This is a genomic window from Streptomyces showdoensis (assembly GCF_039535475.1).
Classification (GTDB): Bacteria; Actinomycetota; Actinomycetes; order Streptomycetales; family Streptomycetaceae; genus Streptomyces; species Streptomyces showdoensis.
Genome location: NZ_BAAAXG010000009.1, coordinates 62,838 through 81,647 on the forward strand (window position 1 = coordinate 62,838; position 18,810 = coordinate 81,647).

General features: G+C 71.4%; 31 protein-coding genes. 22 read left to right on the forward strand and 9 right to left on the reverse strand.

Translation table 11 applies throughout. The features are described from left to right. Window positions 1–15: 15 nt before the first annotated feature. Window positions 16–684: a hypothetical protein gene (locus tag ABD981_RS05145; RefSeq protein WP_131723898.1), complete on the reverse strand. Its 669-nt coding sequence runs from the start codon at window positions 682–684 to the stop codon at window positions 16–18. A 127-nt stretch (window positions 685–811) separates the two neighbouring features. Further along, window positions 812–973, reverse strand: a complete 162-nt coding sequence (locus ABD981_RS05150; protein WP_165590972.1) for a hypothetical protein — start codon at window positions 971–973, stop codon at window positions 812–814. A gap of 307 nt (window positions 974–1,280) precedes the next feature. Between ABD981_RS05150 and ABD981_RS05155 the strand changes: the two genes are divergently transcribed. The 20 genes from ABD981_RS05155 (at window position 1,281) to ku (ending at window position 14,119) form a co-directional block, all read left to right on the forward strand. Next, a complete protein-coding gene (locus ABD981_RS05155; RefSeq protein ID WP_046909291.1) occupies window positions 1,281–1,538 on the forward strand; it encodes a hypothetical protein in 258 nt (85 codons plus the stop codon). Then, window positions 1,531–1,671 (forward strand): hypothetical protein, encoded by a 141-nt coding sequence (locus tag ABD981_RS05160; RefSeq protein ID WP_165590971.1) that lies wholly within the window; start codon window positions 1,531–1,533, stop codon window positions 1,669–1,671. Before ABD981_RS05155 ends, ABD981_RS05160 begins: the two co-directional genes overlap by 8 nt. Beyond that, window positions 1,668–2,282: a hypothetical protein gene (locus ABD981_RS05165; RefSeq protein ID WP_046909290.1), complete on the forward strand. Its 615-nt coding sequence runs from the start codon at window positions 1,668–1,670 to the stop codon at window positions 2,280–2,282. Before ABD981_RS05160 ends, ABD981_RS05165 begins: the two co-directional genes overlap by 4 nt. Further along, the gene (locus ABD981_RS05170) at window positions 2,279–2,581 is read left to right on the forward strand and encodes a hypothetical protein (protein ID WP_046909289.1); all 303 of its coding nucleotides are present in this window, start codon (window positions 2,279–2,281) and stop codon (window positions 2,579–2,581) included. The genes ABD981_RS05165 and ABD981_RS05170 overlap by 4 nt, the downstream gene beginning before the upstream one ends. Further along, window positions 2,578–3,006, forward strand: coding sequence for a hypothetical protein (locus ABD981_RS05175; protein WP_046909288.1), 429 nt, complete (start codon window positions 2,578–2,580; stop codon window positions 3,004–3,006). The genes ABD981_RS05170 and ABD981_RS05175 overlap by 4 nt, the downstream gene beginning before the upstream one ends. After that, window positions 3,003–3,437, forward strand: a complete 435-nt coding sequence (locus tag ABD981_RS05180) for an ASCH domain-containing protein (RefSeq protein ID WP_345528089.1) — start codon at window positions 3,003–3,005, stop codon at window positions 3,435–3,437. The genes ABD981_RS05175 and ABD981_RS05180 overlap by 4 nt, the downstream gene beginning before the upstream one ends. Window positions 3,438–3,682: 245 nt before the next feature. Then, window positions 3,683–4,582, forward strand: a complete 900-nt coding sequence (locus ABD981_RS05185; protein WP_046909286.1) for a thioredoxin domain-containing protein — start codon at window positions 3,683–3,685, stop codon at window positions 4,580–4,582. A 3-nt stretch (window positions 4,583–4,585) separates the two neighbouring features. After that, complete coding sequence (locus ABD981_RS05190; protein WP_046909285.1) at window positions 4,586–4,900, forward strand: hypothetical protein; 315 nt, start codon at window positions 4,586–4,588, stop codon at window positions 4,898–4,900. Between the two features lies 1 nt (window position 4,901). Then, on the forward strand, window positions 4,902–5,681 hold the full coding sequence (locus tag ABD981_RS05195) for a hypothetical protein (RefSeq protein WP_046909284.1): 780 nt from the start codon (window positions 4,902–4,904) through the stop codon (window positions 5,679–5,681). A gap of 106 nt (window positions 5,682–5,787) precedes the next feature. Beyond that, window positions 5,788–6,225 carry a DUF4326 domain-containing protein gene (locus ABD981_RS05200; RefSeq protein ID WP_123954709.1) on the forward strand — a complete coding sequence of 146 codons (438 nt, stop codon included), beginning with the start codon at window positions 5,788–5,790 and terminating at the stop codon, window positions 6,223–6,225. Beyond that, the gene (locus ABD981_RS05205; RefSeq protein WP_046909283.1) at window positions 6,222–6,557 is read left to right on the forward strand and encodes a hypothetical protein; all 336 of its coding nucleotides are present in this window, start codon (window positions 6,222–6,224) and stop codon (window positions 6,555–6,557) included. Before ABD981_RS05200 ends, ABD981_RS05205 begins: the two co-directional genes overlap by 4 nt. Beyond that, complete coding sequence (locus ABD981_RS05210) at window positions 6,554–7,504, forward strand: hypothetical protein (protein ID WP_046909282.1); 951 nt, start codon at window positions 6,554–6,556, stop codon at window positions 7,502–7,504. Before ABD981_RS05205 ends, ABD981_RS05210 begins: the two co-directional genes overlap by 4 nt. Before the next feature lie 499 nt (window positions 7,505–8,003). Continuing rightward, on the forward strand, window positions 8,004–8,837 hold the full coding sequence (locus ABD981_RS05215; RefSeq protein WP_046909281.1) for a helix-turn-helix transcriptional regulator: 834 nt from the start codon (window positions 8,004–8,006) through the stop codon (window positions 8,835–8,837). Window positions 8,838–8,947: 110 nt separating this feature from the next. Then, window positions 8,948–10,015, forward strand: coding sequence for a beta-ketoacyl-[acyl-carrier-protein] synthase family protein (locus tag ABD981_RS05220; RefSeq protein ID WP_046909280.1), 1,068 nt, complete (start codon window positions 8,948–8,950; stop codon window positions 10,013–10,015). Window positions 10,016–10,231: 216 nt separating this feature from the next. Then, on the forward strand, window positions 10,232–10,798 hold the full coding sequence (locus ABD981_RS05225) for a hypothetical protein (protein ID WP_046909279.1): 567 nt from the start codon (window positions 10,232–10,234) through the stop codon (window positions 10,796–10,798). Next, window positions 10,795–11,670: a hypothetical protein gene (locus ABD981_RS05230; protein WP_046909278.1), complete on the forward strand. Its 876-nt coding sequence runs from the start codon at window positions 10,795–10,797 to the stop codon at window positions 11,668–11,670. The genes ABD981_RS05225 and ABD981_RS05230 overlap by 4 nt, the downstream gene beginning before the upstream one ends. A 120-nt stretch (window positions 11,671–11,790) precedes the next feature. After that, the gene (locus tag ABD981_RS05235) at window positions 11,791–11,955 is read left to right on the forward strand and encodes a hypothetical protein (RefSeq protein ID WP_165590969.1); all 165 of its coding nucleotides are present in this window, start codon (window positions 11,791–11,793) and stop codon (window positions 11,953–11,955) included. A 90-nt stretch (window positions 11,956–12,045) separates the two neighbouring features. After that, a complete protein-coding gene (locus tag ABD981_RS05240) occupies window positions 12,046–12,309 on the forward strand; it encodes a hypothetical protein (RefSeq protein ID WP_046909277.1) in 264 nt (87 codons plus the stop codon). A gap of 118 nt (window positions 12,310–12,427) precedes the next feature. Further along, window positions 12,428–13,111 carry a hypothetical protein gene (locus ABD981_RS05245; protein ID WP_123954708.1) on the forward strand — a complete coding sequence of 228 codons (684 nt, stop codon included), beginning with the start codon at window positions 12,428–12,430 and terminating at the stop codon, window positions 13,109–13,111. 78 nt (window positions 13,112–13,189) lie between these two features. Continuing rightward, window positions 13,190–14,119, forward strand: a complete 930-nt coding sequence (gene ku, locus ABD981_RS05250) for a non-homologous end joining protein Ku (protein WP_046909276.1) — start codon at window positions 13,190–13,192, stop codon at window positions 14,117–14,119. Between the two features lie 24 nt (window positions 14,120–14,143). On the opposite strand, the gene ABD981_RS05255 is transcribed toward ku, so the two are convergent. Together ABD981_RS05255 and ABD981_RS05260 are read right to left on the reverse strand one after the other, a co-directional pair. Next, window positions 14,144–14,530: a DUF6233 domain-containing protein gene (locus tag ABD981_RS05255; RefSeq protein WP_046909275.1), complete on the reverse strand. Its 387-nt coding sequence runs from the start codon at window positions 14,528–14,530 to the stop codon at window positions 14,144–14,146. 10 nt (window positions 14,531–14,540) lie between these two features. Further along, complete coding sequence (locus ABD981_RS05260; RefSeq protein WP_046909274.1) at window positions 14,541–14,933, reverse strand: hypothetical protein; 393 nt, start codon at window positions 14,931–14,933, stop codon at window positions 14,541–14,543. 117 nt (window positions 14,934–15,050) lie between these two features. Between ABD981_RS05260 and ABD981_RS05265 the strand changes: the two genes are divergently transcribed. Then, window positions 15,051–15,179, forward strand: coding sequence for a hypothetical protein (locus tag ABD981_RS05265; RefSeq protein ID WP_276205594.1), 129 nt, complete (start codon window positions 15,051–15,053; stop codon window positions 15,177–15,179). Between the two features lie 12 nt (window positions 15,180–15,191). Here ABD981_RS05265 and ABD981_RS05270 read toward each other — a convergent pair whose 3' ends face one another. Next, window positions 15,192–16,436: a helix-turn-helix transcriptional regulator gene (locus tag ABD981_RS05270; protein WP_123954714.1), complete on the reverse strand. Its 1,245-nt coding sequence runs from the start codon at window positions 16,434–16,436 to the stop codon at window positions 15,192–15,194. Window positions 16,437–16,676: 240 nt separating this feature from the next. On the opposite strand from ABD981_RS05270, the gene ABD981_RS05275 reads away from it, so the two are divergent. Next, entirely contained in the window at window positions 16,677–17,261 is a 585-nt protein-coding gene (locus tag ABD981_RS05275; RefSeq protein ID WP_240495312.1) for a hypothetical protein, read from the forward strand. On the opposite strand, the gene ABD981_RS05280 is transcribed toward ABD981_RS05275, so the two are convergent. The 4 genes from ABD981_RS05280 to ABD981_RS05295 all read right to left on the reverse strand — a co-directional run bounded on the left by ABD981_RS05280 (window position 17,215) and on the right by ABD981_RS05295 (window position 18,777). After that, the gene (locus tag ABD981_RS05280) at window positions 17,215–17,502 is read right to left on the reverse strand and encodes a hypothetical protein (RefSeq protein ID WP_131723897.1); all 288 of its coding nucleotides are present in this window, start codon (window positions 17,500–17,502) and stop codon (window positions 17,215–17,217) included. The two genes, ABD981_RS05275 and ABD981_RS05280, sit on opposite strands and share 47 nt — an antisense overlap. Window positions 17,503–17,555: 53 nt before the next feature. Further along, window positions 17,556–18,098, reverse strand: a complete 543-nt coding sequence (locus ABD981_RS05285; RefSeq protein ID WP_046909272.1) for a hypothetical protein — start codon at window positions 18,096–18,098, stop codon at window positions 17,556–17,558. Window positions 18,099–18,229: 131 nt separating this feature from the next. Continuing rightward, window positions 18,230–18,535 carry a hypothetical protein gene (locus tag ABD981_RS05290; RefSeq protein ID WP_046909271.1) on the reverse strand — a complete coding sequence of 102 codons (306 nt, stop codon included), beginning with the start codon at window positions 18,533–18,535 and terminating at the stop codon, window positions 18,230–18,232. Next, window positions 18,532–18,777, reverse strand: a complete 246-nt coding sequence (locus tag ABD981_RS05295) for a response regulator transcription factor (protein ID WP_046909270.1) — start codon at window positions 18,775–18,777, stop codon at window positions 18,532–18,534. The genes ABD981_RS05290 and ABD981_RS05295 overlap by 4 nt, the downstream gene beginning before the upstream one ends. Between the last annotated feature and the right edge of the window lie 33 nt (window positions 18,778–18,810).

Consider the following 18,810-nt stretch of genomic DNA (forward strand, 5'->3'; position numbering starts at 1 on the left):
GCTCCCCCGCAGCGCCTAGGACGCCAGCACCCCGGCAGGGTCCCGCGAGACCCCGTCCTCGTGCGGCACATCCGCCATCAGCTTCCAGGGCTTGTGCCCCTCTGCCTCGCATCCGACCCACAGTCGGAAGTCCTTCGGCAGGAACTCCGCCCTCCACTGAGCGGTGTTCCCGTCGCCCCCGTAGAGCCGGTGCGGGAAGGTGGGGGTGACCGAGAACCGCATCTCATCGCCCGGTTCCACGGAGAACGGCGTGGCCGTCCGCCCAGTGTTGTCCTCCGGCGTGCGGCTGGTGAAGCGGTAGGGCCCCCAGATCGTCGCCTTGACCTCCTCGAGGGGCAGCCCACCACCGAGGGCCGGCGCGGTGCTGCGGTCCCTGTCGTCGCGGATGGTCAACGACACGACGCTCAGCTTCCCGAGGGTGGTCGGCCCCTCGTACGCCACCACCAGCTCCAGCATGCCGCGCTCCTGCGTCAGCCTGCAGACGATGCGCGGCGTCAGTTCCTTGTGCCAGCGGTCCCGTTCGATCTGGGCCACGGCCTCTGCGGTCTGCCGCGCCAGCTCCGCAGTCTGGTTCGCCACCTTGGAGTTGTCGTCGGCGGCATCGGCGGCCTTCATGGCGCTGTACGCGGCCCAGCCGCTGAACGCGGCGGCGACGGCGGCGATTCCGCCCTCAACTATGTCCATAGGCATATTCAACGCCGCCGGACCCTCGCGCGGGGCCGGTACGCCCCAGTAGATCGTGGCCTCCATATGCTGCGCGTGGGCCCTCCCGCTTACCCCGGGAGGGCCCACTCATTTGCTTCGTCCCTTCCTACGCGCAGCCATCTCCGTAGGCGCAGTCGATGCACTGGGTTCCGTCGCACTTCCGGCAGAGGTAGTCGATCGGGATCGACTTGCCGGTGTCCTCATCGAGGACGGCGTCACGGATGTATCCGCGGTCGCACGAGCACATCTCCACACAGACCTTGGCCATCTGGGGCTCCCCTGTTCTCTTTTCTGTCGCCGTTCTGAGGCGCTTTGCCCCGTTCCGACACCCAGAGACTAACCCATAACCTATGGCCTACACAATAGATTATGGATATGATGGGGGCACCCCGGCCGCACCCGAGCAGGGGGAACAACCGCGCCCAGACGCGGCAGGCTTGACCCACCCCTTCCCGAGGAGTCGCCTTGACCACTCCCACCCCGCTCCACACCTTCACCATCACCAACGCCACCCACGGCGACTTGGCCGCCGTCATCGTCGCCCGCGCGCTCCTGCACGGAACCGGGGAGGCACGTTGACACCCCAGGGCTGGGACCAGGCCACCTACCGCTGCGGCCAGTGCGGCGCCGAACGCACCGCCGCCACCGAGGCCGAACACATCAAGGCCATCGCCGCGCACCGCGACGCGCACACGGTGTGGGAGCGCCTCGCGCCGGTGGAACGCGACGGGTTCGTCGCCGTCCTCCGCGAGATCTTCTCCATGCCCGAGCTGTGCCAGGAGCTCATCGCCCTCGCGGCCGCCGAGAGCCAGAGCGAGACCCGCCGTGGCTGACGTCTGCTTCTACGGCGATTTCCACTGCGGCGACTGCGACGTGACGTGGGCGTTCGAGCCGGTCGAGGACGGCACGCTGCTCTGGTCTCACCACGAGTGCACACCCGACAACCAGGAAGGCCAGGCCGAGTGAGCACCGAGACCCTCACCCGATTCCGCTGCGACGCCCCGCACTGCGAGGCCAACGGCATCGGCCACGACAACATCACCCCGCCCGACGGCTGGACCAAGCTCAAGTCCACCGCGCACATCCCCGCCACCACGGACGACCCGTTCCCGGGCCGCCGCCGGACGCGCACCCTGTCGTACCGCGAGCGCTGCTACGGCAGCTTCTCTCTCCACCTCTGCCCCGACCACCCCAACGCCTTCACCGCCCACCAGCCCATCACCGACGGCCGGGGCTACAAGAACGACGTCGGTGTCAGCTGTTCCTGCGGCACCCGCGTTCGCCTGGCCCCGGCCGCCCACGTCGTCGGCCGCTACCCCAGCCACGCCACCGAAGCCGCCTGGTTCCACCACCTCCCGGCCGAGCTCCGCTGGTACCTGTGGCGCGGCCAGCGACAGTGGGCCACACGGAAGCGCGGCAACGGCTTCGACCACATCGACCAGTACCCGAGCGAGGAACGGGCGCGCGACGCCGTCGCTTCGTCGTCCTCGCTGTACTACCTGCCGGAGGTGGTCTACCGCGACGCCGAGGGCGACGAGTGGACCGTCGCCCCGGCCGAGGCGGAGGTCGCTTCGTGACCACCGCCGTTCTCGCCCTCGCCGCCCTGACGGTCGGCTACGTCTTCGGCCGCACCCAGCCAGCGCCCCGGCTGCTGTCCTGGGCCGAGGACCACGCCCACGGCGGATGGCGGAACCCCGGGAACTGGGCCGCCCAGGTCATCTTCGCCATCGGCCTCGCCTACATGTGGACCTTCCGACCGCGCCGGACGCTCGCCAACGTCCGCTCCTGGCGCGAGGCCCAGCGCCTCGCCGCCATCCCGTCCCCGCCCGTCCGCGTCCACCGCATCACCCCCACCCCTGAGGAGCCGACCCCGTGACCTCCAGCGCCACCAAGATCCGCAACGCCGCCGAAAGGCTGCGCTCCCTGGCGACTGCCGCCGCGCACGAGGACCGCACCCGATGGATGGTCGGCCACACCCTCGGTAGCAAGTCTCCCGTCGTCGTCGACAACCACGAGAAGCCCACCGTCCTCATCGAGAGCTGGGCCCAACACCGCGAGCAGGTCAACGACTACCTTGCCGCCTTCGGCTCCCCCATGGTCGGCCTCGCCGTCGCCGCGCTGCTGGAGCAGCAGGCCGACCTCCTCGAGGACGAGCCGTTCCACGACCAGGTCGCCTACCCCGGCGAGCCCCGCGAGTGCTCCGAGGACTGCCACGCCTGCGCTTCCGAAGAGCACGCTCTGGGCGTCGCCCGCGCGTTCAGCGCCGCCTTCGAGAACACCAACGCCGAAGGAGACGCATGATGCGCGCCCTGACCGTCCGCCAGCCGTACGCCGACGCCATCGTCCACGGGACGAAACGCTGCGAGAACCGCTCCCGCTCGGTCTCCGCGATGCACCTCGGGACCACGATCCTCATCCACGCCGCCAAGGCCCCGCACAACTCGAAGGTGACCGCCGCCGACCTCGAGCTGGCCCACGCCCCCGACGTCCGCGGCGCCATCATCGGCACCGCCGTCCTCGACTCCTGCCACCAGGCCGACCCGGCCGGCTGCTGCGCCCCGTGGGGCATGGTCAGCTTCTGGCACTGGACCCTGCGCGACATCCGGCCCCTGCCTCGCCCGGTCCCGACCGACGGCCTGCTCGGCCTCTGGGTACCGCCTGCGGCCGTCCTCCACGACGTCCAGGCCCAGTTCTGGGAGCCGACCCCGACCGTCCCGGGAGCCGCCTCGTGAACGCCGCCCCTTCCACTTCCTTCGGCGTAGAGGGCTGCCTGTGCCTCCCTCTGACCCGAGACGAGGACGGAGACACCCGGTACCTCTGGCCCGCCGAGTCCGCTGACCGCATCATCGGTTGGGAGCGAGGTCAGAGCTGCCCCCACCACGCGCGCTCCGTCCTTGACCCCGCCCGCCTTGCTCGCTACATGCGCCCCATCACGGGAGCCTTCGGGGTCTCCTCTCATTCGTGCGCCGAGCCGTTCATGGAGCTTGCCGACGCCGAACAGGCCGATCTGCGCCAGCAGCTGGCCATCCTTCACGCCGAGGTGGAAGCGTTCCGCAACCAGCCCGCCCTGCGCACGTGCCTCTTCCCCGGCTGCATCCGCCAGTACGACGCCATCTCCTGGATGAACGGCACCCCGCCGCCGCGCCCCACTTGGTCTGGCGCCGGCTGGCACATCCTCAAGACCAGCAGCATCTTCACCGACGGCGGGCACCTGTGCCCCGACCACGTCGACATCGTCACCACCCACCTCCCCCGCCTCGTCACGACGCCCAGCGGCCGCTACACCGTCGACTGCGCCTGCGGCTGGACGCCCGCGCCGAAGCGCTGGCACCGCCTGGTCACCGCCCTGTGGCAGGAGCACCTCCTCGAAGCCCACGGCGACCTCCCGCCCGCGCCGCCGCTCACCGACCCCGAACACCGCACCCCCCTCGCCGACCACACCGCCCAGTCCCTGAACGAGCTGTACGACCGGCTCTGGGACGCCGAAGCCGACCGCGATGAGACCCGGGACGCGCTCCAGGAGTTCTACCGCTGCTGGAAGGAGCACAACGCGCTCCTCGCCGACCATGCCACCCTCGCCGCGCGCGTCCACAACGCCCTGCTGCTCGTCCGTACGCACATGGCCACCGGCTCCCGCGACTGGGCCCAGGACTCCAGCGACGCATGGCTGTACGCCGTCCTCTACGGCTGGGACTGCGAGCAGGAGCACCAGCACACCGACGACTGCCGGGCCGGGCTCGACGAGGTGGCGGCCAAGCACGGCTGGTCTGCTGGCCGCGTCGCGCGCACCCGCAAGCACCGGGCCGCGCTCGCCCTGGCCGGCCCGAACGGCGAGACCGAAGCCGCCGCCCGCCGCGACGACCCCGAGGAGGACTGACCCGTGACCACCAAGCCGCCGTTGCCCACCGACCGCCTCGCGGACTGGGCACGCATCGCCGTCGACACTGCCGACCAAGGCGACTTCGCAGCCATCAACCGCATCGCCGGCTTCGCCGCGTCGTCCTGGACCGTCAACAGCCCCGACGGTCCCCTCGCGAAGCCCATGCCCCTCATGCAGGCCGTCGACGGCGCCGTACGCGAAGCACTCCTCCACCTCCTGGAGCTCGGGCTCATCGACATCGACACCGACCGCCTGTGGGCCGCCCACAGCTGGCCCATGCACCGTCCCCGCAACCACCACGCGAAGGAGGCATGAAGTGGGAGCAGCCCTGCACCTGGCCCACGCTCACCAGCCGCTGGAGAAGAAGCGGAAGCCGAAGCGCAAAGACGGTGGCGACGGCCCGAAGTTCGCTGAGTACGCCCAGCGGATCTACCAGGACGAGCGCGCCGACGCCTCGGCCCGGTTTCTGCTGCTGACGATCGCCTACGTCCTCACCATGGTCCCCCTCGACGACGACACCACGGTCTGGAAGGCGACCGGGAAGGCGCTGGGGACCCGGCCGCATCACTGGCGCCGTACCTCCCTGCGCGAGCTGGTGCGAGATGACGTCCCCCGCTACGAGCCGCCCGGCTACCGGCACGGCACCGACCCGCTCGACCGGGTATGCCGCGGCCCCCGGATGCGGCCCCACCCCGACGGCCCCGAGGACTTCCGCAACGCCATGAAGGTCTGCGGCGCCCCCGCTCAGAACAAGGTCGTCGAGAAGGACCCGGCCACCGGCTGGCTCACGAACCACTGGTTCTGCAGCCGGCACCACGACCAACTCCTCCGTGTTCGTGAGCAGGTCCAGGCGCAGAACGACGCGGCACCCGACCCGGTCCCGAACCGTGGCGGCCTGCTCCCCTGCTACTTCGACACCGACTGGGTCAGCCTCTACCGATGGGCCTACGACTGGGACGCCTGGGAGCCGCCCTCGTACGGCTACCGCGCCGACGACTGGCCCGTCCCCGGCCAAGACCCGCCCCCGCAGCGCGCCCGCCTCCGGCTGGTCGTCAACGGCCTTGTGGCACGGGAGGACGATGGTGACAACACCTGAGACGCACGCGCGGCTGCGCGCCCTCGAGACGCAGCGCACCGCGCCGTCCCCCGCCCCGATCGTTGGGCAGACTGCCATCCCCCTCCCGACCACGCCAGGAGCCACCATGCCGTCCCGTATCCAGCGCCGCCGCACCGCCGGATGGCGAAAGCCCGAAGGGTGCGTGATCGTCGACCGCACCAGCCGCTTCGGGAACCCGTTCACCGTCGTCGCCGCGATCGAAGCCCGCAGCTACACCGAGTCGGAGGCCCGCCAGTACACGGTGTCGGCGTTCAAGCAGTGGCTGGCCGGCTCCCGCGCGGAGTGGACGAGCGAGGAGGCGGACCGAAAGCGGGAGCGGATCCTCGCAGGGCTGCCCCTGCTTGTCGGGCATGACCTGGCATGCGCCTGCGCCCCGCGCGCGCTCTGCCACGCCGACGTCCTGCTGGAGTGGGCCACAGCGCCGGACCTGGACGAGCGGATCGCGAAGGCGCGCAAACACGTCGACCGGCAGCGCGCGGCGGACGGCCTGGACCCGATGCACAGCTCCGGCGAAGCGGCGTGAGCGCGGTCAGCGACTTCAACCCGGCCGCCCGCGGCGACACCCGCCGGGACCCGCGGTACCCGGCGGCGCTGGAGCAGGTGGTCAAGATGGCCTGGCCGTCTGGGCAGCCGATGGTGCCCGGCGGGTGGGCGGAGACGCTCGCCACGGACGTGCTGGCCGCGATCCGCCGCTGCGAGGGCCAGCACCGGCTCATCACCCACCACACCTACGAGGGCCCCGGCCCGTGCGCCGCCCAGTTCTTCGGCGCCGGCGCGTGCGGCTACCCGCGCGACGAGCACCAGCTGCACGACGACGAGACGGCCCAGGCCGACGAGGAAGGACCCACCCCATGACCGGCTCTGACTGGCTCGGCGGGACGGTGCGCCACTACTGCCCGCTGTGCGCGTGGCACCTGGACGTCCCGGTCCACCACGACATGGCGGTCACCGGGCAGATGGTGCGCGACCACTTCGCCGTCGAGCACGGACTGGCCGACGCTGGCACCATCACCTCCCGCGCCTCGGGCGGGCCGCCTCAGCACGCGGCCCAGGAGCCGGGCGCGCTCGACTCCCGGCTGACGCACTTCCAGATCGAGCTGCCCGCCTCCGCAGGCGCGCCGCGGCCCGAGACGCCCATCGGGGGCCCGGCGGCCGCCGAGGCGCGTGAGGAGCGGGTGCGGTACGACTGCCCGATGTGCGACTGGCACACCAACCCGGCCGAGGGCGGCACCCGGCAGAGCGCGCACCAGCAGCTCGGAGGGCACATCCTCGGGGTCCACGCGCTCGACCCGGCCGGGCTCGTGCACCGTCTCCTCCAGCTCCTGCCGGACAACGCCGGCTCCCCGCGGCCGGTCCCGAACCGGGTGACCGCCCGCCTCGCCGACCACCTGTCGCGGGCGTACGACTTCCTGCCTCTGGAGCAGCTCCAGGAGGAGGACACCGCGCGGGCTGGGGAGCACTGGGCGGCCGCTCACGAGCTGCGGCCGTGGCTGAAGCAGCTGCCGAAGGACGAGGAGGAAGAGGCGTTCAAGCGGGGGTGGGACCGCGCCATGGCGCGCGCGAAGCGCAGGATCGCCGAGCTCGAAGCCGTCATCGACAGCCGGCAGGACGAGGCGCCGCTCACCGGGGACCTCGCGGTCGACTGGGCGGGAGCTCGGCAGGACCCCCGCTACGACGTCGTCCGCCGGGTCCTCGTCGGGCTGGAGACCGTCGACGGGGCCGCAGCCCTTCCGGCCGCGCTGCAGGAGCTGGCGGCGCTGAAGGTGCTGGGTGCCATCCGCGAGGCCGAGGCGACGAGGTAGGTGGCCCCGGGCGAAAGGTGGGTTCCGAAGGTGCCCGGGGCCAACAGCCGACCAGGCGGCGCAAGGGGGAGCGCGCCGCCGGCCGATCACACGGCCGGTACCGAGGACGCGGCATCGTGGCGATGTCGGTACCGGGCCGTAGTCTCAGGGGCCCTCTCGAAACCCGGCAGGCGCTACCGGACGGTGCCGAGCTGCGAAATCCGTACCTCGGTACGGATTACGGCACTGTCCGGGAGCACCCGCCGGAGCTTCGGCGAGGGCAAACAGGGCTGCCCCAACGACTCCGATCTGACGGATTTCGTCAGAGGACTCGCAACAGGCCCTGCGGTACTGCAATGTGGCCGCTCAGCCCAGCTTCCCGGCAGGTCAGCGCGCCCACGACCAACAGCTTGTACGTTCAAGCACTGGTTTTCTACACGCAGCTTTTATTACGAAACACGGCGCCACTAATTACACTCCAGGCGGCGCATGCAAGGTACACGGGGAGAAAGTGACAGCGATGATAAATAAGCGGGCGCTTAAGGCGCTTCTTGAGGAACGCCGGGCCCTGATCAAACCCGAGGACCACGACCTGACCCGGCCAACCGGCCAGGGCCGGCGTGCCCGAGGCCTGTCCCAGCAGCAGGTCGACGAACTCACCGCCCGCGCGCCGCACACCTACAACCGCCTGGAGACCGGCCGCTACACCAACCCGCCCGTCGACTACCTCCGCCAGGTCGCCCGCCTCTTCGGCCTCAACGAGCAGGAGTGGGTCTCCCTCTGCCGCTACGCCGGCATCGGCGACCCGCCCGGCCCCCTCACCGCCGCCTCCGGCCTCGAGGTCCCCGGCGTCTGGCAGGAGGCCGTCGACGGCATCACGCACATGGCGTACGTCACCGACGCCTCCTGGAACCTCCTGGCCCACAACCAGTGCTGGGCGTCGCTCTTCCCCGGCGGCCGGATCCCCCGCAACACCATGCGCTGGATGCTCCTCGACCCCGACGGCCGCAACACCCTCCTGGACTGGCACACCGTCTGGGCCCCGCTCGTCCTTCCGCAGCTCCGCGCCGCGCTCGCCGTACGCCCCGACGACGAAACACTCCTGCAGATCGCGAAGGAAGTCGCCGCCGACCCCGACCTCGCCCCGCTCTGGGAAGCCGGCGGCGCTCACATCCACCCCGACGGCGACGAGCGCCCGATACTCCACGCCGAACACGGACCCGGCCACGTCACCATGTGCGCCGCCCAGCCCATGACCGCCCCCGGAGCCCGCCTGATCATCCTCATCTACCACCCCGGCGCCAGGAAAGCGCACACCCGCGTCCCCGTCCTCCGCGCCCGCGAGACCCCCTGACAACTCATCACGAGGGCCGTCTACCGCCTGATCAGGGGGAATACCCCGCACACCGTGACGTACGGTGTGCCCACCCCCCACGCCAACCCCCTGTTGTGCCGGAGGCCCAAGTGCCCGTCTACATCTCCCGACCCCACACCGTCCTCCCCGCTCACAAGGTGACCACCGACGAGATCGTCGAGGACATCCTCACTCGCCACCCCGACTACCCTCGCCGCGCCGCGCTCCCGCGCTACATGGCCAGCCTGAAAGTCAACACCCGCTACTTCACCCGCCCGCTCCACTCCCCCACGGTGGCCGGCGACGCCGACGTCGAGCAGCGCGCCACCACAGCGTTCGCCGACGCCCTCGACATGGCCGCCGACGCAGCAGCGCGGGCCCTGGACGCGGCGCACCTCAGCCGCGGGCCGGACGGCTATGCCGGCATCGACGCCGTCATCACCACGCACTCCACCGGCTGGTCCGTCCCCAACCTCGACATCCACCTCATAGGCCGGCTGAACCTGCGGCCCACCGTCAGACGCATCGCCTTGACGACCATGGCCTGCGCCGGCGGCACCCAGGCCCTGATCCGCGCCGTCGACCACATCGCCGCCCACCCCGGCGCGCGGGTCCTGGTCGTCGCCGCCGAGGTCATCTCCAGCGTCTACAACCACAACGACACCTCCGTCGAGGCGATGATCTACAAGGCGCTGTTCGGCGACTCCGCCTCCGCCTGCATCGTCACCGACACCCCCCTCGGCCCCGGCCTCACCGTCGACAGCCCCGAGGACACCCTGGAGTTCGTCCTCCCGGACAGCGTCGACCGCTACTCCGGCCGCATCGGCGCCGACGGCCTCCACTTCGACTCCACGAAGGCCGCGCTCACCGCCGCCGACGACGTCCTACCGACGGTCCTAGACTGGCTCGGGCCCGACCGGATCATCGACTGGGCCGCGATCCACCCTGGCAGCCCCCGCATCATCTGCGACACCGCAGAAGCCCTCGGCCTCGACGAACACGACTCCCGGCACTCCACCGCCACCCTCGCCGACGAGGGCAACCTGGGCGGCGTCTCCGTTCTGCGCGTCCTCGAACGCACCCACGCCGAACCGCCCGCCGACGGCGCCGCCGGCCTCCTTGTCGCCTACGGCCCCGGCTTCACCACCGCCGCCCTTCGCGGCACCTGGCGCGCCTGACGCCGCCACTCCCCCCCGCCCCCTTGCCGCAGGGACCGGCCAGGGGGCGTTGTCACGCCTCCGCAGGCGCACTCTCGGCTCCAGGGACCCCATCCCAAGAGAAAATCCCGCCCAACAGTTCGACAGGGCAAGGCCGTTGACAACCTTGCCGTACGTACGGCAAGGTTATGGGTGTCGAGAACGCCAGGCGCATCACACCTCCCAAGGAGAACCACGATGAGCACCACCACCAGCTACGGCACCTGGACCAACCGCGTCAACAACTACTCCACCAGCCCCGACGCCGACGTCCTCGACTACATCAACGGCGGCGACAGCGACTGGCAGGAGCTCCTGGAGGCCTCCGGCGCCCTCTCCCGTATCCAGTCCGAGTACCGCGACGCGATCGAAGCCGTCCTCCCGCCCGGCATCAGCCTGTGCGGCGACGAGTTCATCGGCCCGTGGCAGCCCGCCGAGGACGAGTTCGACGGCTACCCGGTCGACGAACTCGACAACCTGGACTTCGCCGCGATGGTCCAGGAGATCGACCTGGCCTCCATCGTCGACCGCAACGAACCGCTCACCCTGGAGGACATCGGCCGCGACGAGCTGAAGTCCACGGCCAAGGAGCCCGCCAAGGCCGCCTCCAAGGCGATGTCCCGCCTCCAGGTGAAGCCCGCCTACGGATACCACCCTCACCCCGGCTCCGGCCGTCCCCAGGCCCTCTACCGCGCCGAGGACGTCCGCACGGCCCTCGCCACCCGCCCCGGGCAGGGAGCCCGCACTGACAAGGCCGGCGAGTGAACGTCCGCCCCTCCCACCTCCCGAAACTGCGCCGCCAGACCGTCCGATACCTCACCGACCCGGCTTCGGCTCTGCGTAGGGGCGTCAAGGACGACGGCAACGTCGAGGGACTCAAAGCCCTCGCTTCCTGCCTTGAGGTTGCCGACCTGTTCTGGGTTCAGCAGGACATGGCGGCCCTCGCCATGCACTCCGGGGAGCAGCTCGCCGCGGCGCGATGGGCCACCGGCGACCGACCCGCCCCCGCCGGACTGCTGTTCTGGCAGGACGGCATCGGTGCCATCGACTCCCACGGCGTGACAATCCCGGTCGAGGCGTGCGCCTGGGGCCCCCACGACGGCGGCATGCTGCTGTGGCTCCTCATGTCGAGAAACCGGCTCGTGGCTGAAACCGCTGACCGCCCGTTCACCCTCGTCACCGAGGAGATTCCGCCCCTCATCCCCATCCTCGGCAGCGTCCTCCCCATCACGGCCGAGCCCCTTTCGATGGCCGAGGTCGACCCCAAGCTGCCCCAGCCCATCGTTGCCGCACTCGCCGCCGCCTGGCTGCTCATGCAGCAGCCCATGTTGATCGACCGCACCCGGGAACACGCTGACAAGCCCACCTCCCGTGCCTACAGCCGTGACGGACTGCCTTCACCGGACGTGACCGTCGTCGACCTGCGCCGGCAGTACACCGCGCAGGACCAAGACCCCACCTCGGACAGCCTCGGCCGCCGCTACAAGCACCGCTGGATCGTCTCCGGGCACTGGCGCAACCAGGCCTACGGACCCGAGCGCGCCCTGCGAAGGCAGACCTGGGTACCCGCCCACGTGAAAGGGCCAGACGGCGCCCCGCTCCTGGCGACCGAGAAGGTCAACGTCTGGCGACGCTGACCGCCGCCATGGCCGCGCCCGCAGACCGGTGTCAGCGCCGGATGACATTCTGTCGGGGCCCGGCGGCGCCCATCAGGAGCCGATGCTGCCGCCGGGCACACACCGAGCGGAGGCGCAGGGATGCAGAAGGTCTTCAGGATCACGTGGGCGCAGCAGGGCCAGGACGAGCGGAAGGTGTCGGTCGTCAGCTACAGCGAGAAGGCCGCTGAGACGTACAAGGCGCGGAAGGCCGCCGAGGACGGTGTCTCGGACGTCGAGGTCGTCGAGGTCAAGCCCGGCGAGTAGCCGCCGGCCGGCGGCGATGTCAGACCCGGCTCGTAGCGTCGAGGGGAACGGGGCCGGGATGGGCCCGGCCCGCCGACGGACGGAGCGGTCATGGGCCAGATCAGCGTGACGCCGGAGCACCTCGACCACCTCCTCGCGGACCCCGCGAGCACGCACGTCCACCCCTACCAGCGGGCCTACGCAGAGCTCGCCGCCACATACCGCGGCCGGCCTGCCGCTGAGATCGTGCCGCTGCTGCGCGCGGCCGCCGACCGGGCCCTCCTCGGCTTCACCCCGGCAGACCTGGCCGAGCAGGCGCAGGCGATCAGCACGGGCGTCCCCTACGAGCTGCGAGTCCGCGTCACCGGCCGGTAGCCCGGGTGCGCCCGGGCTGGGTGGCGCCCAGCCCTGTTCGCCACCGAATCCGGGCTGGCTCGTTGTAGGGCGCGGGGCCCGTCGACCGGGACGGGCCAGTGCAGGGAGGGGCTTTCAGGTGAGCGAGATCGACCCGTACGTGGAACTGCGGCGGCAGAAGGAGGCGGCCAGGGAGCGGTTCGCCTCCGACTCCGTGGGCGCGACGATGACCCTTGTGAAGGACGAGGGGGTCTACCGGCACTTGGCCTTCCGGTTCCCGAAGTCGTCCTGGGAGTGGTGCGAGATCCTCACCTGGCCCGGCGCGCTGATCCTGCGGGGCGGGCTCGGCTGCTGGTCCTTCACCCGCACCGAGGACATGTTCGATCTCTTCCGACCTTCCTCGCCCGACGAAGGCGTCGACCCCGTGTACTGGGCGGAGAAGCTGGTGCCCGGCTCCGGCGCCGAGGTCATGAAGTACGACGCCGAGCGGGCCGAGGCGTACGTGCGGGAGGCCGTGGAGGCTGCGGTCAAGGCGTACGACCACGTCTCGGCCGAGGAAGCCGAGGAGTGGCTGTCCTCGGACTGGTCCGGCGCGGACTTCAGCACCGAGGCGGACCTGATGCGCTCGCTCGGCCGGTTCGAGGCGCTCGTCGACGCCCACAGGCCGACGTCCACCTTCGGAAGGGGCGACTACCAGGAGTTCTCCTTCCCGGTGCACGAGTGGGACCTGCGCCGGTACAACGACTGGTTCCTCCTGGCCTGCGAGATGCTGCCCTGGGCTGTCGGGCAGTACGACGCGGCCGTCCTGGTCCCGGTCGGCTGACGGCGGGTGCGATCACGGCGCCGGTCTGCATAGCCTGGGCCTAGAGCCCAGGGGGGGGCGTCCTGGAGGAGCGCTACGGTGCCTGCCCGCCCGATCTGGAAGGGTGCGATCTCGTTCGGCCTGGTCACGGTGCCCGTGGCCCTGGAGCCGGCTACCGAGTCGCACAGCGTCGCCTTTCGCCAGATTCACCTCCCCGACGGTGGCCGCGTCCGCTACCGGAAGGTCTGCGAGGTCGACGGCGAGGAGCTGCGCGAGGACCAGATCGGCAAGGGCTACGAGATCTCCAAGGACCAGATCGTCCCGATCACCGACGCCGACCTGGACGGGATGCCGCTGCCGACCGCGAAAGCGATCGAGATCGTTGCCTTCGTCGACTCCGACACCGTGGACGCCACCCAGTACGGCGCGGGCGCCTATTACCTGGCCGCCGACGGCCCCGTCGCCGCGAAACCGTACGTGTTGCTGCGCAAGGCCCTGGAGCGTACGGAGAAGGCGGCCGTGGCGAAGTTCGCGCTCCGCGGCCGCGAGCGCCTCGGCATCCTGCGCCCCATGGGCGACGCGCTGCTCCTGCAGGGTCTGCACTGGGGCGACGAGATCCGCTCGCCCGCCGAGCTCGTCCCGCCCGACACCGACCTGACCGAGGACGAGGTCGAGCGGGCGCTCGCGCTGATGGACACGATGAGCACCGAGCACCTCGACGACCTCGGTGAGCAGCTCACCGACCGGTACACCGATGCCCTGATCGAGGTGATCAACGCGAAGGCCGAGCACCGGGCACCCGTGGCCGTGGAGGGCGAGGAGGCGCCGGCGGCGCCCGTGGTGGACCTGATGGCCGCGCTGGAGGAGTCCGTCGCGAAGGCGCGGGAGTCGCGCGGCGATGACGCAGGGCCGGGCACGGTGCACGAGATGCCGAAGCCGAAGAAGAAGGCCGCGGCCAAGAAGGCCCCCGCGAAGAAGACGGCGGCGAAGAAGACGGCGGCCCCGGCAGGCCGCCGGAAGACCGCGTAGGCCGGGGGCGCCGGCTCACCCGGCCTACGGAAACTCGACCCCTTCAGCCCCGGCGGCCTGCCCGGCCTGGGTGGGCGGCTTGTCGACGCCGAGGCTCCCCCATGGCGCGCAGATGCTGCAGAGGACCGCGGCCGGGAACTGCTGGGCGAAGACCATGACCTCGTCGCGGTCGAGCAGCCCGCCGCCGCGCTCGTACTGGCCGCAGTTCCCCCGGTGGAGGGTGGGCTGGCCGTGCTCCGCCCGGGACGGCTCGACCTTCCACCGCAGCTCGCGGCGCGCGACCTCCTGCCGCCGCTTCTCCTCCGCCTGCTCCCGCTCCAGGCGCCGGATCGTCTCCCGGGTCGTCTGGACCTGGTACTCCAGCCACGACAGCACGGCCCGGTTCTTCTCCAGCCGCTCGGCTATGTCCATCCCAGCTCCCCTACGCCGCGGCGGTCTCGGCAGTGTCGCCGGCGGGCAGGTCAAGGACGTCCGGGTCGTGCTTGAGCTTGCTGCGGGCCGCGACCAGGCTCCCGTCCTTCGGCAGCTTCTCCCAGTACGGGTGACAGGAGACCTTGATCGCCAGCTCCTGGACGAGCGCGAGGAGACGGCTGTGCTCCTCCCGCTGCTCCTGGGTCCACCCGGGGCTCTCCGGTCGTCCGCCGGTGACCTGGTCGGTGTGCGGGTGCTTGGTGCCGGGCCAGCCCGGGTCGGGTTCTACGGACCAGGGCAGGGCCGCGCACAGGGCGGCGAAGTCGTGGCGGGCCTGGTGGAGGCGCCGCTGGAGGTCGAGCAGGTCCGCCGGGAAGGGGGAAGGGGTCGGTGTTTCAGCCACGACCGAAATACTACGCCTGTTCGATTACCGGAGTATGGATCACCGCGCGACCAGCAGCTACTGTCACCCCAACGGCGCACACCAGCGCGCCCCAACCCGCACCACCTGGAGGGGACCATGCGACGAGACATCGGATGGGGAGTACAGGGCGACCCCGGCTGGGGCCTGCACGACAGCGGCTGGGGCATCGCCCCCTCGCTCCGCGACCCCGAGTGGGACGTCACCGGCGACCCCGGCTGGGACTAGCTCCTCCCGGCCTCAGGTGCCGAGGGCGTCCCCCAGGACCGCACGCGGCCGGCCGTCGAGGCGGTGGTGGAGGAGCTCCACGCGGGACCGTACGAGGCCGTGCCGGTAGCTCTCCGGGAGCCGGTCCAGGACGGCGGCAGCCATGTCGGCGGCCGCGCCCGGGTCGCCGTCCGCGCGCAGGCACGCCGCGGTGTCCATCGCGATCAGGGCGCGGGTCATCACCGAGGGCGAGTCGGTGAGGTCCAGGGCGTCGTCCTGCGCCTGGAACGCGGCCGGTGTGTCACCGAGGAGGGTGTACGCCTGCGACAGGTGGACGTGGTGCTTCTGCAGGGGGTAGCCGAACCAGGTGTCGGCCGCCTCCTTCCCCGTCAGGCGCTCGGCGAGCCCGCGGACGTCGCTCACGGCCTGCCGGGCGCCCGCCTGGTCGCCGACCGCGGCCAGGGCGCGGGCGGTGACGGCCGCCGCCAGCGCCCCCGCACCGGTCGGAGCCTTCCCCGCGACGCGGCGGGCCTGCGCTGCGAGCCGGGCGGCCTGTTCGGGGGCGCCGTAGTTCAGCGGCACCATGGCGTGCCGCGCGAGGACCCAGGCCGTCATGCGCCGGTCGCCGCACTCGCGGGCAGCGCGTTCGGCGGTGTGGAACCAGCGGTGCGCGTCGGCCTCGTCCCCACGGTCGTGCTGGATGATCGCGACCAGGCCGGCGAGCCCTGCCGCGATGTGCACGAGCTCCGAGCGGCTTCGTGTGGGGTGGGGCTGCTGCATGACGGCCTTCAGCAACGTGATGTCGCCGTGCATCTCCTGCAGGAACTCGTGTGGTGAGCGGCCCCGGTAGCCGCCGCGGTGCCGCTCGAACGCGCTCGCCAGGTAGTCGATGTCACCGCCGCCGGCGCCCGTCAGCGCCCCGTCGATGCCTTCCCTGGCCTGTGCGATGCCGGGCAGCGCGGCAACGCCCGCTGCCGCTGCCGCAGCCCCTATGAATCGGCGCCGGTCCACGCTGGTCTCCTTGCCCTGCCCTCGGCGGTGCTGCCGCGATGCGGCGATGGCGGTCTTGATGTCCTCCAGGTCCAGGCCGTACACGGCGGCGATGGCGTCGTGCCACACCGCGGTGGGTAACCGGCGCTCGGTCTCCCACCGCTTCAGGTTCTCCGGGTCGCACGGCTCACCAGCGGCCGTCATGAGCTCAGCCTGCTCCTCGCGGGTCCGGCCCGCCGCCTCGCGCACGCTCCGCAGCAGCTCCCCGATCCCGCCCGCACGCGTCATCACGACCCCCGCCATGTAGGTGCTGGGACTCTGATTCTGGCCCTGGGAGCGGCACCCCGGCGGCGAAACGCACCCCCTGGTGGCCCTCCTGGTTCTCATGCCCACCCGGTGCAATGAGGGAACGCCGTACGGAGGTTGAAGGACCCTCCAGACGGCGCCCCGAGGCAGCGGGCCGGGCCGTGTACCCGTTCACACCCGCCCGGCCCGCTGCCGTCCCGCTCTCACCGGATGGAGAACGCCGTGCACGCTGCCCTCGTCCGCCCCGCCCCCGAAACAGCCGCCGCCCACGCCCGCACGATCCACGCCGCGTGGCTGGCCGACCCCGAGATGCGCACCGTCCTCGACGGCTGCGCGAAGTACAGCAGCGACTGGGACGACTTCTACGGCGGCCCGCTGGTCTCCGAGTACAGCGTCGCCCGCGACGCCAAACACCTCCTGGACGGCGCGCTGAAGGTCATGGCCCTCAAGTCGGCCGTGTACGAGCTGACCGGTGACGAGCTCGCCGCCGAGCTGCCCGTCCCGGTCCCCCTCGACGTCACCACCCATGCGCTCTGCGCCCAGTTCACCGCGCTGTCGCGCGTCCAGGCCCGCACAGGGCACCTGTTCGTCCACTCGACGGTGAACGAGCACACCGTCGAGACACCGTGGCGGGCCGGGGACTACACCCATCAGGCGTACCGGCAGGCGTTCGGTCCCGTTGACGAGCGGTACTGGATCGACGCCCCCGAGGCCGAGCGCCGACGCAACATCCTGGACGCCAAGTACGCGTCCATCGGCATCACCGACCGAGGAATGACCAGCGCCGTCGCTTACCCGCCGGCGTAGCCTCCGGCTCCAGGTTCACGGGCTCCGGCGGCGGCGCGGTCCGGTCCGGCTCGACACCGAGCTTGTCCGGGTGCACACACGCCGGAGTCCCGTCAGCCGTGTACCGGTAGCCGTCCGCGGGGTTGAACGGCGCCTCGCGCGTCGGCCGGTCATAGACCACGAAACGGTCGCGCGGCAGGCGCTTCGAGGGGCAGATCCCACACGCCGGATGATCGTCGCCCTGGGCGAACGGCTCACTCATGACCGCACGATAGCGACACGGGCCGCTCCCCTCGCCCATACCGCGCGACCCTGTCACCGGTCACCGCCCCCGCGGCGGCTTCCGCCGCCACCGCTGTCTCGCCACCACCGCAGCCCGGCCGGCTCGCCCCGCTCCGGTTCACCGTCGACCGCGGCCAGGTAGGCGCTGTACGCCGCGACCCGGTCCGCCGCGTACTCCCGCTGCTCGGTCGTCATCCGCGACGTCACCCACTCCCACCGGGCCTCCAGCCACACGGTGAACCAGGCGCCGTTCTCCACCGTGTCCCCGGCATGGGCCCGCGCCGTACGGGCCTCCGCGCGGCCTTCGAGCGCCGTCACCTCCCGCCGCAGCGCCTCCTCGTACGCCGGCAGGTACGACAGGCAGGACCCGCACGACGCCGCCGCGCCGCCGAAGAGGGGCACGCTGTCGACGGACCGCCCACACAGGCCCTGGCCGACAACCCAGTCCTCGAGGCGGTCCTGCCACGAGTACAGCGCCAGGTGGACGGCCTCGGGCTCGGCAGGCAACTGGAGGTGGCCGGCCGCGACGAGATACCGACGGCGTACGTCCAGGTCCTCGCCCCCGCGGGCAAGCACTGACTGATGTCGGGTCCTACTCATGTCCCTCCCAGGACGCGATGTGACGAGTAGTTACCGGAGCCAGGCTGGTTGGGGTATCCGCCCGGGGATCCGGATACTTCGATCAAGAAACGGTCACTGCGTGTTACTTATGGGCGTCCCGTAGACCGCCGTGCAGCTCCGCCCTGGCGCCTGGCCGGGTCGGGCCGTGCGGCGGCGAGTACCGCCCGCAGGGCGTCCTCCCCTCCTCCCCCGATCAGCGGGCCGGCCACCTTGGCGAGCAACTCGACTTCCTGCCGCGCTGACTGCAGGGAGGCCAGCAGCCCGGACACCTGCCGCCGGTTCGCCTCCAGGGACCGCAGCTGGTCCCGCAGCACACCGGCCTCCTCCGCACGCAGCGGCCGGTGCTCCGCCTCGTCGACGAGGGTGAGGAGCGCGTTCAGGTACTGGCTCATGCGGCACTCTCCTGCCGGTGTTGGTGAACGTCGGATTCGGTGAGCAGGCCTGCACTGAAGGCCAGCGCCACGGCATGCGAGTGGTTGGCGGCGCCGAGCCTGGGCCGGATCCCCCACCGCCACTGATCGCGGACGGTGTGGATGCTGAGCCCGAGACGGCGGGCGGTCGCCTGGTCGGTGTATCCGTTGGCCGTCAGCCGCAGGATGTCGAGCTGCCGCGGCGACAGGTGCGGGGCACCCACAGTGGGAGGAATGGCAGCGGGTCCGCCACCAGC